Below are 12,985 nucleotides of genomic sequence, written 5' to 3'. Positions count from 1 at the left end.
GCGTTCGCTTTCCTTGCTTGGTTAAGCCTGTAAATGGGCATTGGGACTCACGAAGACTGTTTTTTGCTCAAAGTAATTAACAAAGCCAGGTTTAGCACCGTTCGGTTTCTTTACATGTTTGACTTGAGTATAGTCCACAGGGACATTGTTAGCCTGCCGGTATTTAGAAAAATAAGCGGCATAGGTCGCTGCTTCGATGATTTCCTCATCACTAGGCTGGTCAGTTTCTAAAATCACATGACTGCCTGGAATATCTTTAACGTGAAACCAGTAGTGGTTTTTGTTAGCCCGTCTCGTGGTGAGTTCATCATTTTGCGTATTGTTGCGACCAACGTATATATTATTTCCTAAGCTACTTTGATAGTGTCTCGGTTTTAAAGGTTTCTTGCGTTTATGGTGATTATGTTTTTGTTGTTTAATATAGCCTTCACGGATAAGTTCTTGACGAATATCTTCTAACTCATTGGGTTCAGCAATTTCAATTTGATCTTGAACGCTTTCTAAATAATCTAATTCTGCTTGGGCAATTTGGCTTTGTTCCTTAATATGCTGTTTTGCCGTATTTAGTTTGCGATAACGTTGGAAATATTTTTGGGCATTTTGGGAAGGTTCTAGTAAAGGATCGAGTGCAATATCGATGAGATTATTATTAGCGTAATAGTTAGGTAATTGGACACTAGTCATTCCCTTTTCCACTTGAAAGAGGTAAGTGGTCAAAATTTCACCTTTTATTTGATAGTCTTCAGCCTGTTTACTTTTTTCCATATCTTGCTTAAGATTAGCTAATTTTCGTTGATTATGCTTAATCCGTTGAGCAACAACCTGGCTAATTTGTTCACTTACCTGGTTGACCCTTGAAAAGAGGGCTTTCTTTTCATAGTAGTCATCGAGGAGCTGGGTAAAAGTTTCATAACTGGTTTGCATTCCACCTAGGCTTTGATAGGGAAAAGCTGTTGCAGTGACCTGACCATCATTTTGACTCAGGGTTGGTTGGGATTGGTCAAAAGCATTGAGAAAGGCAGTGAAAGTCGCACTTTTATCTTGGGATTCAGTCAGTCTCTGGGCTAATTCTACCGCACTATCTTTGCCAAATCCCATAAAGGTTTTCTGTATTTCTTTAGCGTCAGCCTTAAGGTCATGCTCATTGGGGTTGATAGTAAAAGGATTGACCTTATTCCCTTGAGGAGGCAGATGGTAAGTAGCTCCTGGTAGGAGGGTACGGAATCGGTTTTGGCTAATATCTATTTTTGTGATGAGGTCGGCAATTTTACCATCCTGATTAAGAACTAGGATATTACTGCGTCTACCCATGACTTCAATAATGAGTTTATAAGGTTCACTAATTCCCAATTCATTTTTGCTTTCAATATTGATAATAATTATGCGGTCGTTTTCATATTGACTGAAATCGATAATCTTTCCTCCATCAATATGTTTACGTAAAAACATACAAAAATTGGGTGGGCTATCTGGCACACTATATTGGTGATTAGTAAGCTGAACGCGGGGGGCTTGTGGCGTCGCTGCGAGTAGTAATTTATAATTTTTGCGATTTGACCGAACGGTAAGAAGAATTTCTTGGTCGTAGGGTTGTTGCACCTTTGAGATTCTTCCCCCAGCCAAGCAAGCGTTTAATTCTTGTATAAGTCCATGAATAAATAGTCCATCATAAGACATGGAATCACCTACTTTCCTAGCTTATTATTATAGCAAAGAAGCCCAAGAATTACTAAAAACCTTGATTGTAAGCCTTATCTTTTCGTTTATAACTTAATTATGCTATAATGATGATAAAGTAATGAGAAAGGAATGATTATATGGAATTAAAAGATTATATGAATGTTCTTGAAAATATTGGGGCTTGTGTATTCTCAACCGTAAATGAAGACGGAGAAGCAGATGCACGTTATGCTAATGTTGGTGTAGCCAATGAACATGGGGTATTCTTCATGACAGCTCCTACCACTAACTTCTATAAACAATTAACCAATAATCCTAAGATTGCGATTACTGGTATGTTAAAAGAAGATGGTATTGAAGTGATTCGTTTACAAGGTACTGTTCGTGAAATTGGAAAAGAACATCTTGAAGCAATCTTGAAAGACAACCCATTTGTACAAGATGTTTATCCTGATGAAGAAGAACGTGCAACCGTTCAAGCCTTCCAATTATATGAAGGAGAAGGTTCATACCAACACCTTCAAAACCACGTTAAAGAAGAATTTTCTTTTGGTGAATAATTAAGAACGTTCTAAAGGACTGTGACTGTGTCACAGTCTTTTTTATTGGACATTATCTCATCTTTTAAAATAAAATTTGAGTTCTTTTAATTTTTCTTATGGAGGATTAGCGATTGCTAGAAAATCACAATAAAGGTTCTATTACTTTTCAAGGCCCTAAGCTTTGGTATAATGAGGGTATCAAGAAATAGGGGGATAGCCATGAAGCGTATACCTTGGGATCAGTATTTTTTATCACAAGCCTTGGTTTTATCGATGCGGAGCACTTGTGACCGTTTGATGGTGGGCGCTGTGATCGTTAGAGATAATCGTGTTATTGCTGGAGGCTATAATGGTTCTGTCAGCGGAGAGACCCATTGTAGTGAAGGGGGATGTTATTTGGAAGATGGGCATTGTGTGCGCACGATCCATGCTGAAATGAATGCAATTATTCAGTGCGCTAAATTTGGCGTTTCTACTGAGGGCGCTGAAATCTATGTGACGCACTTTCCTTGCTTGCCTTGTACCAAGCAAATTATTCAAGCTGGAATAAAAAAAGTATCTTATCTCTATGACTACCATAATCATCCTTACGCCCTGGAACTCTACCAAAAAACCGGGGTAACGGTCTGGAAGAGACAGTTAGAAGATGATTTCTTCCATCAACTTCACCAACAAAATTTACTCAATTGTGAGAAGGAAAAACAGAGTAAAGAAAAGAATTCGTTTTCATAATCAGAATTGTCTGACATCTAATTCATTATCTGCTATAATCTTCATATGATTTAATCGTTCTCCATAGGAATAGGTTTTATCAGTTTATATCTATACTCAATAGAAAGTGTGAATGTAATATGAACGCAAAAGAATATCTTCAAGAAACACGTCAATTGTGGGATAAGAAGTATGAACAGGAACCAGAATTTTTACAAGTCCTTCATGAATTTGTAGATAGTGTTGAACCTGTTTTTGAAGAACATCCCGAATATATTGAGGCTAACCTATTACAAATTTTAGCTATTCCAGAACGTATCATTGAGTTTAGAGTGCCTTGGATGGATGATCAAGGTAAGGCGCGAGTTAACACCGCTTTTCGTGTTCAATTTAATTCAGCAATTGGGCCATATAAAGGTGGTCTACGTTTCCATCCAACCGTTAATAAGAGTATTTTAAAATTCTTAGGTTTTGAACAAATCTTTAAAAACAGCTTAACCGGCTTACCTATTGGCGGAGGTAAGGGTGGTTCTGACTTTGATCCTAAGGGGAAATCTGACCAAGAAATTATGCGCTTTTGTCAAAGCTTTATGACCGAATTACAAAAATATATCGGTCCTGATATGGATGTTCCAGCAGGGGATATTGGTGTGGGTGCCCGTGAAGTTGGCTACTTATACGGCCAATATAAACGTCTAAATGGTTTCCAAAATGGTGTGATTACCGGAAAACCTTTAACTTATGGAGGTTCACTCGCTCGTACCCAAGCCACTGGCTATGGGGCAGTTTACTTCTTGAATAATATGTTAGCTGCCAAGGGAGAAGCTATTGAAGGCAAACGGATTATGATCTCTGGGGCTGGTAATGTGGCTATTTATGCTGCTGAAAAGGCTCAAGAACTTGGCGCTACTGTTCTTACAGTCTCTGACTCCAATGGTTACATCGTGGATGAAGAAGGCATCGACATTGATTTACTAAAAGACGTCAAGGAAAACAGACGTGAACGTATCAAGGTTTATGCTGAGGAACGCCCAAGTGCCAGCTACTACGAAGGGGTAGTTTGGGATCACGCCATTGATGTTGATGTGGCTATGCCATGTGCTACTCAAAATGAAGTGAAAAAACCTGGCGCGGAACAAGCTGTTAAGAATGGGGTTAAATATGTTTCTGAAGGAGCCAATATGCCTTTAGATAAAGCTGCTACAGATACCCTTCTTGAAGCTGGCGTATTTGTGGGACCAGCTAAAGCAGCTAATGCCGGTGGTGTGGCCGTATCAGCCCTAGAAATGTCTCAAAATAGCCAAAGATTATCTTGGACTTTTGATGAAGTGGACCAAAAATTACAAGACATCATGGACAATATCTATCAACAAGCGACTTCAGCCGCTGAAAAATATACCAATGACCCATACAACTTAATTGCAGGGGCAAACATTGCTGGTTTTAGTAAAGTTGCTCAAGCGATGTTATCTCAAGGACTTGTTTAATCCTTTTAAAAAGAGTATATTGTTGAAAAAGAGCGATGATTAAAATCGCTCTTTTTCGTAATCAAAATATACTGGGCAAAGAGAAAGGGATGAGCAAATGGAGGAAGTTGAAATTAATAAATCTGAAATTATTCAACATTTTCCCAAGCGCCAAGCCAATTCATATAAGGGTGACTACGGCAATGTTGTTCTGATCGGAGGCAATCAGTCCATGGGTGGTGCAATTCAGATGGCCGCGATGGCTTGTGTCAATAGTGGGGCAGGACTGACGACTGTCTTTACCGATCCAGTAAACCGGCCTGCCATCCATAGCGTTTTACCTGAAGTGATGGTTAGTGATTGGCGTCGACAAGATAGCTTGAAGAAGGCCATTGAAAAGGCTGATGTGATTGGCATCGGACCAGGCTTTGGTCGCGACCATTCACGCTTTAACCAGATTATGTTACTCATTAAACAAGTTATTGCTGACAAAATATTGGTAATTGATGCTGATGCGATTTCTATTCTAAGTCAAAAAGACCAGGGCTTAGACCAATTATCCCAGGCAAAATATCTCGTTTTGACTCCACATTATGGGGAATGGGAACGCTTATCGCATGGTGAAATTTCCTATCACGATAATGAAGGAATCCAATCATTCGTTAACCAATATCAACTGAATTTGGTCCTTAAAGGAGCACCTAGCCGTTTATATTTTGCTGACCATTCAAACTTTTATCAATTAGCTATCGGCAATCCTGGTATGGCAACTGGTGGAATGGGGGATACCTTGACTGGGATGGTTTGTGGCTTTATGGGCCAATATACAGATCATGAGGCCGCTTTGAAGACAGCGACTTTTCTCCATAGTTATATTGCAGACTGTATTTACCAAGATCAATATATTGTTCGTCCTAGTCAAATCGCTGATCTCTTACCCAGAGTCATGAAAGAGATGGAGGCAGAACGTGAGTAAAAAACATAAAAAGACCAATGCTATGCGCCTCTTAGACCAGGCCAAGATCCCTTATGAAGAAGCCACCATTCCATATAGAGATGGTAGTTTTCAACTGCAAGCAGGGAAATCGTCCTACAAGACCTTGGTGGCCAGAAGCCATGACCATGAAATCGTTGTATTTGTGATACCGCTTGACCAAGAGCTTGACCTTAAGCAATGCGCCCGTATCATTAATAGTAAGCGAGTTGAATTAGTCCATGTTAAGGAGCTATTGGGCCTCACCGGCTATATGAGGGGCGGTTGTTCGCCTTTAGGTATGAAGAAAAATTATCGGACTTGGTACAATGACTCTTGTCTTAAGGAAGAGAAAATATTTGTCAGTGCTGGTGAACGGGGCAAACAAATTGGTCTGGATCCTAGAGCTCTAATAAAAGTTACTCAGGGAAAGGTTGATCATTTGATTCGCTAGTCGAAAAGAAACCACTTTCACTTATAATGTAATCTACTCTTACGTCGTAGTCATTGCAAGGAATATTTGAGCTCATTAGTTTATCAAAGTAAGGAATAATGGTGGTCCCTTTAAAATCAGCCAAGAGACGGTCATAATAGCCTCCACCATAACCTAAACGTTGCCCCTGGCGGTTACAACTTAAGCAGGGTAAAATGATGAGATCAACCTTACTAATGTCAGCTTGGGGACTATTAGCTTGAGGCTCCCAGATACCATATTTGCTTTTTTGATAAGTGGTCGATTCATCAATATAGTGCAAATCTAGTGACTTTCCCTGAACTCGGGGAAGAACAACTTGAATTCCTTGTTTAAAACAAAAATCAATCAGTTCTTGGGTATTAAATTCAAAGGGCAGACTGGCAAAGAGTAATATATGCTTAGCTTGGTTAAAAATCGAAAAGTTGACTAATTTATAGCTAATGATTTCATTTGCCCATTGATAATAAGACTGTGGGAGGCCTTGACGCTTGCTTTTTATTTTTTTGCGTAGACTAGCTTTTGCTTTATCGATTTCATCAATCATTTCGCTTTGTCTCCTTTTCTTGGTAGGGAAATAATTGCGGGTAACGATAGCATTGAGGGTTACGGGCAGTACAAATCCTCCTGCCAAAGGCAATTAAAGCATGGTGGGCATCCTTCCATTCACTAGCAGGCAGGACCTTAGTAATTCGTTTTTCCACTTCTCTTACCGTAGCATTTGGGTCGACAAAGTGATGATGTTTTGCTATGCGACTGATGTGGGTATCGACAGCAAAGGCTGGCTGGTCAAAGCCTAGACTGAGGACGACACTAGCTGTTTTTCTCCCCACACCACTTAGACTTTCTAAATCTTTACGTTGATTGGGAACTTGTCCACTATACTTGTCGATTAACTGTTGACCCATTGCATGCAAATAACGCGCCTTGCTATGATAAAGGCCTAGTTGGTTGATAAAGGGTTCAATATCCAGAGGACTGGCTTTGGCCAAGTGTTCGGGCGTAGGAAAAGTTTTAAAAAGATCAGGGGTCACTTCATTAACCTTTTTATCGGTGGATTGAGCACTGAGCATCACAGCGATGAGTAATTGGTAAACAGAATTGAAGTTTAAGCTAGGGCCAGCGTCGGGAAAGAGGACCATAATTTCTTTCAGAACGGATAAAGTTTCTGAATCATTTAAAAGCAATAAAAACACCTTTTCTATTAAATATAAGTAAATTTTTACAAAAAAAGAAGTTGGCAGGGTGGCCAGCTTCTTTTTTTGTTAAGCAGGAATTATTTAGCAATGAAAACATCACAGGCTGCATGGATCATAATATATTCAGAAACAGAGCCAATGAGTAAACGATCGAGTACACCTTTACCGGTCGAACCCATCATAATTAAATCAATTTCATGTTGGTTGGCAAAGTCAAGAATTTCTTTTCTAGGATCTCCGGGGCGGGCCTCAATGGCGATATCTTTAATTCCGGCTTCTTGAGCTTGTTTTTGGTAATTCTTTAATAATTCTTGGTAGGCGCATAATTCATGGTCATGGGCTTTTAAATTAAAGTCATCAAAATCATAGCGTAAGAAATCAGCAGCTACACTAAAAATATAGAGTTTCGCTTGATAAATATGAGCATATTCAAGGGCTTGTTCAAAGGCAGCCTTGGCGGGCTCAGAACCATCAATAGGTACCATTATTTTTTGGATAGTTTTCTTTGGCATAATTAACCTTCCTTACTAGCGTACAATGAGCACCGAAACAGGGGAGTGACGGACAACGAATTGAGAAACGGAGCCCATAAAGAGACGTTCTCTAGCGTTTTTCCCAGTTGCCCCAACAACAATCAGTTCAAAGGCGGGGTCTTCCTTCAAAAGGTGAATGATTTGTCGCTTAGGCTCGCCTACAAAGACCTCAGCATTGACTTGGTCAAAGTCAAATTGATCCTTGGCAAGTTGACGGTAATTATTGAGTAACTCTTGCCGTTGCCCAACGAGACTGTGAGAATAATCACTTTCTTCACGGTTAGATAAGATATCTTCATCGATAACAGATATCAGGTACAAGTTGGCTTCTTTAGCTTTGGCGATAGTGGCCGCTTCAACAAAAGCATCGCGAGCTTGGTCAGAGTCGTCGACAGCAACTAAAATTTTTCTTTTTATTGACATAAATATTCCTCCCTTATATAAACGTTTTCTTTATTATTATTTTAGCAATCTAAACACTTATAATCAATAATAGCCTGAGGCTCTAACTTTGACTAGTAGGAGTAAATTTTCCATGGTAAGATATTTAACAGGTTTATCTCTCATTCGATAAAAATATACATATAGGAGGATCAATTGAGTGAAAAAAGAATATCGTCAAAGTCTTAATTTAATCACTGATATTTTATTAGTTGCCATCACAGCCTGGGGGTCTTTTCAAAATGGTTGGTTTAATTTACCTAACTTAGTTTCCTGGATGGGGCTGATTGGGGTTATTGGTTTAGCTAAGAAGTGGCAAGGAAATTTTATTTTTAACGCGATTCAAAATATCTCAGCTGCTATAGTAGCTGGTCGTAATCGGATCTTTGGTGACATGTTTACCAGCATTTATTATTTATTTACCCAAATTTTTGGTTTTCAACAATGGCAACACCATAAAGATGAATCCGGGGAGCTTATTGTAGACGAAAAGACGAATTGGCGTTTAGTAGGCTTCGCTGTTTTAGTGGGGTTCTTTGGTTTGGGAACCGTTTCTTATTTTCTCGGTGGCGTATTTATCTTCTGGGATGCCTTTAATAATGCGACAGCGATCATTGCTCAATACATGCAATTGGTGCAAAGAAAACGAGCCAGCTGGATTTTGTGGTTAATCACTAATCTTATCTCCCTGTACATTTTCCTCATGCAGGGGGTACCACAAATGGCCATCATGTATTTCGTCTTTTCACTCAATGCCTGTCGTGGTTTTATTAACTGGAAAAATTAGCCCAGCATAGACAGGGGATTAGACTGTTAAATAGGCAAAATAATCTGTACAATTAAATTACAATAGTTAAAAGAGGGGGATAATGATGAGGAAGGTTATGATAATTGTCAATCCAGGATCTGGAGATAATCAAGGCGAGGAGTACGGTAAACAGCTGGCTGATTTTCTCAACGGTAAGTTTGACCAAGTCGATATAAAAAAGACTGAAGGGGACAATGATGCCTTGAAGTTTGCCCAGGAAGCCTGTCAAGACCATTATGATTCTTTATTTACTGTTGGTGGCGATGGAACCATTAATGAAGCGGTTAATGGGATCGCCGGCCAGGACTACCGACCCACTTTAGGTTTCTTCCCAGCAGGAACCAACAATACTTTTGCCCAATTATTTAATATTTCTGAAGATATTGATCAGTATATCGAGGACTTAGATTTAGAAGAAAGCCATAGCTTAGATATTGGTCGCTGTAATGATCAATATTTCAATTACTATGTTTGCTTTGGCAAGTTAATTGAAGCCACCACGGGAACCAGTTCCGAAGAGAAATCACAATTTGGCTCCTTTGCTTACCTCAAAAATATTTTATCGGCCCTTCCTAAGGATGATACCCATCCTATCAAAATAGTATCTGATAGCGAAAGTTTTGAAGGGCAAGCCAGTCATGTATTTGTGCTATTAACTAACCAAGTGGGAAACTTGGTCTTCTCTAATGAACAAAGCAATTTACAAGACGGTCAATTTCAAGTGTACATCTTAACTGATGAGTCAACCGGGGCAAAATTATCTGCCCTTAAGGATATTCTTTTTGGTCAATTAGAAGATAATGACTCGATCAAAAGCTTTGCCTGTTCCAAGTTAACCATCACGAATTCTGATGATAATGAAACCCAGGTCGATATTGATGGAAATGATGGTCCTTATCTGCCATGCGAAATTGAATTATTGCCTAAGCACATTAATTTCTATGTCCCTAAGACCCAGGCAGTTCAATAAAGGCTAATTTAAATAAATTTAAGACAATTTAATAAGGCTTTAGTGTATACTAAGGAAAAGTAATAGGAGTCTAGTATGACTCCTATTTTAATTATAAAAAAATAAAGGAACATTCTATATTATGAAAGATATTTATAATCGCTATCATAAAATTATTAAGATAGTATTTTATATTTTACTGATCTTATTTTTCGGTTATCTCATTCAGAATGAGTTACGGTCAATTAATTGGTCCTTGTTTTTTGATTCTTTAGCTGATCTACCTGCCTTTACACGCCTGGCCTTAGTCATTTTTGGATTATTAGGCTTTAGCTTTAACGGGTGGTATGACTATGTCGCTACCCGTAACTACACGGTGACTGCCCATAGCTATAAAATTTTACAAATGGGCTGGATAAGCCAAGCATTTAATGAATTTATCGGCTTAAGTGGCTTTACAGGGGCTGCTCTCAGAAATAATTTTTATCAAAAACATGGTCTGAAGCCTAAGCAAGCCTTACAAATTTCCTTAGAAACCTGGTTTGCCAGTTTCTTAGGTTTAGGCGTCTTATTATTAATTGTTTTATTATCAGGGAAAATTGATGGTTATTCACTATTACTTCCAGTAATTTATTTACTCTACCTGCCTTTGTATTTTTTCTATGATAAGTTGCCCTTAGCCAGAAAATTGGGGGAAAAATTTGGCCTAGAAGCTATCACTTGGAAGAAGAAATTTGCTTACCTATCTGCTTCGCTGTGTGACTGGGTAGCTTCTTTCACCTATTTTTATATTGTGATGTTAATTTTTATGCCGCACTTATCGCCGATATTCGCCATGATGGTTTATAGCTTCGCTAACGTCGTAGGGATTTTAAGTTTTATTCCTGGAGGTTTGGGGACCTTTGACCTGACAGTATTATTAATGATGCAAAATGCCGGTTATAATCCCGATCAAGTTTTAGCAGCCATTGTTATCCTCCGGGTATGTTACTATGTCATTCCCTGGTTATTAGCTTGTTTCTATGTTTTCCATAACTGGTTTACCAGTAAACTATTCGAAGAAGATATGAAGATAAAGGCTTGGGGAAAGTGGATTGTTCGCTTTGTTTCCTTTTTACTCTTAGTTAACGGCTTGGTTTTAATTTCTTCAGTGATTTCACCAGCTGTTCCTGAGCGGATTCATTTGCTTAAATACCTGATTCCTAGATCTTTACAGAGTGTCTCCATTCTTTTGGTGCTTTTAATTGGCTGTACTGCCTTTATTTTATCTTTTGGCTTATTCAAGCGGATTAGAAGGGCCTTATGGCTGACACTTATTCTCTTACCCCTAGGAGCCATTGCTTGTATGATCAAGGGCTTAGACTATGAAGAAGCCATTTTCTTACTCCTGTCGACTTATTTACTATATCAGTCCCGTTTTCTCTTTACTCGCAATCATTTGGCACTGAATCGTAGGAATATTTTACTCAGCTTTTTCGCCTGTGCAGGCCTTTTGTTAATCATCTTTTTAATCACTGGGCACTTTAGACATATGCCTTTCACTCGCCATGTCTATTTATTAAATCCTTTACACATTTTTTTCTATCTGGTGATTGCCAGTTTGTTGACGATTTTAGTGCTATTTAGTCGCAGTGAACGGTTGGACTTTCTACCACCTTCCCTAGATGAAATTAATCTTTATGAACAGCTTATCGCTGAATATGGGGGAAGCGAATATAGCCACTTAGTTTATTTGAAAGATAAGATGATCTTTTTTAACGCTGAACAAACTGTGGCTATTTTATACCGCCCCTCATCCGATAATTTAATTGCCTTAGGAGACCCTATTGGTAACAGTCAGGATTTTCCTAGCGCCTTAGAAGAATTTTTGGAATATGCCGAACACATGGATATGGCTGTGGGCTTTTATGAGGTTACCCCTCATTACCTTGATGCCTTTTGTAGTTTAGGCTACGCAACCTTGAAAATAGGGGAGTCAGCGATTATTGATTTGGACGAATTTACTTTTGAAGGCAAAAAAAATAAAAATCGCCGTTCCGTTCGCAATGACATGACTCGAGCCGGACTCTATTTTGAAATTTATCAACCTCCTTATAATGACGAATTTATCCATGACTTGCGACAAATTTCTGATCAGTGGCTTAATAAGCGAGAAGAAATGAGCTTTTCCATGGGGGCTTTCTATGAGGACTATCTAGCCAGAGAGCGGATTGCCGTCTTAAGAGATGAGGAGGCGATCTATGCTTTTGCAAGTATTATGCCGATATCGGAAGATATGATTTCAATTGATTTAATGCGTTATATCAGTCATGATGCCGGTGATGTTATGCAGATGCTAATTTTGCAGTTATTGCAATGGGCCAAGGACCTTGGTTACCACCGCTTTGTTTTGGGAATGGCCCCTTTGGCTAATGTCGGGACAAAATCGTATGCCAGCCCTCGGGATAAGACACTACATCTGGTATATGATTTTGGTAATCGTTTTTATGGCTTTAAAGGATTACGTGCCTACAAATCTAAATTCCGTCCTGAGTGGGAGAACCGCTACATTATTTATCCTAATCAAACCACTTTAATTAAGGTTTTAATTAGTTTATTAGACATTACTCACAAGACAAGGGATTAATGTTTATTTTTTAAGGGATTTCGATTACACTAAATAGAAACGACGATAGGAAAGGAAGCGATATCATGTCACAAACCGTTTATACCGTGTACTGGGAAAACAAACGTGATGACGTCCGTAAAGAACACGGGACCTTTGCGAGTGAAGAGGAAGCATTAGCAGGAATTAAAGCTTGGTGGGAGTTACAAAAGGACAAATATGACAATGTCCAAACTGTTCGCACGAATACCGGAGCTTTAGAAATCCAATACGAAGATGATAATTATGTCTATCGGATTGAGGAGGAACAATTAGATGGCCAGCTGCCTAAAAAATCCTATACTTTAAGGAAACCCGGTCAAATTGAGGCGGAAAGAAACAAATATGACGTCGATGACGATTATTATCTTTTTGATGAGTTAGCCGAACCTTATCGTGACCGCCTGATTGTAGCTATGAATGACAGCCAAAAGGCTCGCCAATATATCTATAACGAACGCGGACAACTCATCAAAAAATTAGGTCAATAAAATTTTAGTTAAAGGCAAAAGAGAGTCAAATCTCCATAAAAGGAGCTTGACTCTCTTTTTTTGTCCAGATATGGGT

At 38.9% G+C, this 12,985-nt stretch carries 14 protein-coding genes; 9 read left to right on the top strand and 5 right to left on the bottom strand.

Annotation, left to right across the window (positions count from 1 at the left end):
- Positions 1 to 21: 21 nt before the first annotated feature.
- Positions 22 to 1,677, bottom strand: coding sequence for an Rqc2 family fibronectin-binding protein (locus AWM73_RS04600; RefSeq protein ID WP_060778283.1), 1,656 nt, complete (start codon positions 1,675 to 1,677; stop codon positions 22 to 24).
- A 158-nt stretch (positions 1,678 to 1,835) separates the two neighbouring features.
- On the opposite strand from AWM73_RS04600, the gene AWM73_RS04595 reads away from it, so the two are divergent.
- The 5 genes from AWM73_RS04595 (at position 1,836) to AWM73_RS04575 (ending at position 5,826) form a co-directional block, all read left to right on the top strand.
- Positions 1,836 to 2,240, top strand: a complete 405-nt coding sequence (locus AWM73_RS04595) for a pyridoxamine 5'-phosphate oxidase family protein (RefSeq protein WP_370664338.1) — start codon at positions 1,836 to 1,838, stop codon at positions 2,238 to 2,240.
- A gap of 201 nt (positions 2,241 to 2,441) precedes the next feature.
- Positions 2,442 to 2,954: a ComE operon protein 2 gene (locus tag AWM73_RS04590; protein ID WP_013668568.1), complete on the top strand. Its 513-nt coding sequence runs from the start codon at positions 2,442 to 2,444 to the stop codon at positions 2,952 to 2,954.
- A gap of 119 nt (positions 2,955 to 3,073) precedes the next feature.
- Complete coding sequence (gdhA, locus tag AWM73_RS04585) at positions 3,074 to 4,420, top strand: NADP-specific glutamate dehydrogenase (RefSeq protein WP_060778281.1); 1,347 nt, start codon at positions 3,074 to 3,076, stop codon at positions 4,418 to 4,420.
- Between the two features lie 97 nt (positions 4,421 to 4,517).
- Positions 4,518 to 5,375, top strand: a complete 858-nt coding sequence (locus AWM73_RS04580; protein WP_060778280.1) for an NAD(P)H-hydrate dehydratase — start codon at positions 4,518 to 4,520, stop codon at positions 5,373 to 5,375.
- On the top strand, positions 5,368 to 5,826 hold the full coding sequence (locus AWM73_RS04575; protein WP_060778279.1) for an aminoacyl-tRNA deacylase: 459 nt from the start codon (positions 5,368 to 5,370) through the stop codon (positions 5,824 to 5,826). The genes AWM73_RS04580 and AWM73_RS04575 overlap by 8 nt, the downstream gene beginning before the upstream one ends.
- On the opposite strand, the gene AWM73_RS04570 is transcribed toward AWM73_RS04575, so the two are convergent.
- From AWM73_RS04570 to AWM73_RS04555, 4 genes are all read right to left on the bottom strand, one after another.
- Positions 5,792 to 6,391, bottom strand: a complete 600-nt coding sequence (locus AWM73_RS04570) for a 5-formyltetrahydrofolate cyclo-ligase (protein ID WP_060778278.1) — start codon at positions 6,389 to 6,391, stop codon at positions 5,792 to 5,794. The genes AWM73_RS04575 and AWM73_RS04570 overlap by 35 nt on opposite strands.
- On the bottom strand, positions 6,384 to 7,031 hold the full coding sequence (nth, locus tag AWM73_RS04565) for an endonuclease III (RefSeq protein WP_060778277.1): 648 nt from the start codon (positions 7,029 to 7,031) through the stop codon (positions 6,384 to 6,386). Before nth ends, AWM73_RS04570 begins: the two co-directional genes overlap by 8 nt.
- 89 nt (positions 7,032 to 7,120) lie before the next feature.
- Entirely contained in the window at positions 7,121 to 7,555 is a 435-nt protein-coding gene (locus AWM73_RS04560) for a universal stress protein (RefSeq protein WP_060778276.1), read from the bottom strand.
- 15 nt (positions 7,556 to 7,570) lie between these two features.
- Entirely contained in the window at positions 7,571 to 7,999 is a 429-nt protein-coding gene (locus tag AWM73_RS04555) for a universal stress protein (protein ID WP_060778275.1), read from the bottom strand.
- Positions 8,000 to 8,177: 178 nt separating this feature from the next.
- Between AWM73_RS04555 and pnuC the strand changes: the two genes are divergently transcribed.
- The 4 genes from pnuC to AWM73_RS04535 all read left to right on the top strand — a co-directional run bounded on the left by pnuC (position 8,178) and on the right by AWM73_RS04535 (position 12,909).
- The gene (pnuC, locus tag AWM73_RS04550; protein WP_013669740.1) at positions 8,178 to 8,804 is read left to right on the top strand and encodes a nicotinamide riboside transporter PnuC; all 627 of its coding nucleotides are present in this window, start codon (positions 8,178 to 8,180) and stop codon (positions 8,802 to 8,804) included.
- 97 nt (positions 8,805 to 8,901) lie between these two features.
- A complete protein-coding gene (locus AWM73_RS04545; RefSeq protein WP_230080671.1) occupies positions 8,902 to 9,795 on the top strand; it encodes a diacylglycerol/lipid kinase family protein in 894 nt (297 codons plus the stop codon).
- A gap of 121 nt (positions 9,796 to 9,916) precedes the next feature.
- Positions 9,917 to 12,400, top strand: coding sequence for a bifunctional lysylphosphatidylglycerol flippase/synthetase MprF (mprF, locus tag AWM73_RS04540; protein ID WP_060778273.1), 2,484 nt, complete (start codon positions 9,917 to 9,919; stop codon positions 12,398 to 12,400).
- A gap of 65 nt (positions 12,401 to 12,465) precedes the next feature.
- Entirely contained in the window at positions 12,466 to 12,909 is a 444-nt protein-coding gene (locus tag AWM73_RS04535; RefSeq protein ID WP_060778272.1) for a hypothetical protein, read from the top strand.
- Positions 12,910 to 12,985 lie beyond the last annotated feature (76 nt).

The organism is Aerococcus urinae, from assembly GCF_001543175.1.
Lineage (GTDB): Bacteria > Bacillota > Bacilli > Lactobacillales > Aerococcaceae > Aerococcus > Aerococcus urinae.
This window is presented reverse-complemented; position numbering and strand designations above follow the sequence as displayed.

What these genes read in the sequence shown, in the direction of transcription:
- AWM73_RS04590 (WP_013668568.1), top strand. Translation starts at nt 2,442, where the DNA reads ATGAAGCGTATACCTTGGGATCAGTATTTTTTATCACAAGCCTTGGTT.
- AWM73_RS04545 (WP_230080671.1), top strand. Translation starts at nt 8,902, where the DNA reads ATGATAATTGTCAATCCAGGATCTGGAGATAATCAAGGCGAGGAGTAC.
- AWM73_RS04555 (WP_060778275.1), bottom strand. Translation starts at nt 7,999, where the DNA reads ATGTCAATAAAAAGAAAAATTTTAGTTGCTGTCGACGACTCTGACCAA.
- AWM73_RS04535 (WP_060778272.1), top strand. Translation starts at nt 12,466, where the DNA reads ATGTCACAAACCGTTTATACCGTGTACTGGGAAAACAAACGTGATGAC.
- AWM73_RS04570 (WP_060778278.1), bottom strand. Translation starts at nt 6,391, where the DNA reads ATGATTGATGAAATCGATAAAGCAAAAGCTAGTCTACGCAAAAAAATA.
- AWM73_RS04595 (WP_370664338.1), top strand. Translation starts at nt 1,836, where the DNA reads ATGAATGTTCTTGAAAATATTGGGGCTTGTGTATTCTCAACCGTAAAT.
- AWM73_RS04600 (WP_060778283.1), bottom strand. Translation starts at nt 1,677, where the DNA reads ATGTCTTATGATGGACTATTTATTCATGGACTTATACAAGAATTAAAC.
- gdhA (WP_060778281.1), top strand. Translation starts at nt 3,074, where the DNA reads ATGAACGCAAAAGAATATCTTCAAGAAACACGTCAATTGTGGGATAAG.
- AWM73_RS04560 (WP_060778276.1), bottom strand. Translation starts at nt 7,555, where the DNA reads ATGCCAAAGAAAACTATCCAAAAAATAATGGTACCTATTGATGGTTCT.
- mprF (WP_060778273.1), top strand. Translation starts at nt 9,917, where the DNA reads ATGAAAGATATTTATAATCGCTATCATAAAATTATTAAGATAGTATTT.
- AWM73_RS04580 (WP_060778280.1), top strand. Translation starts at nt 4,518, where the DNA reads ATGGAGGAAGTTGAAATTAATAAATCTGAAATTATTCAACATTTTCCC.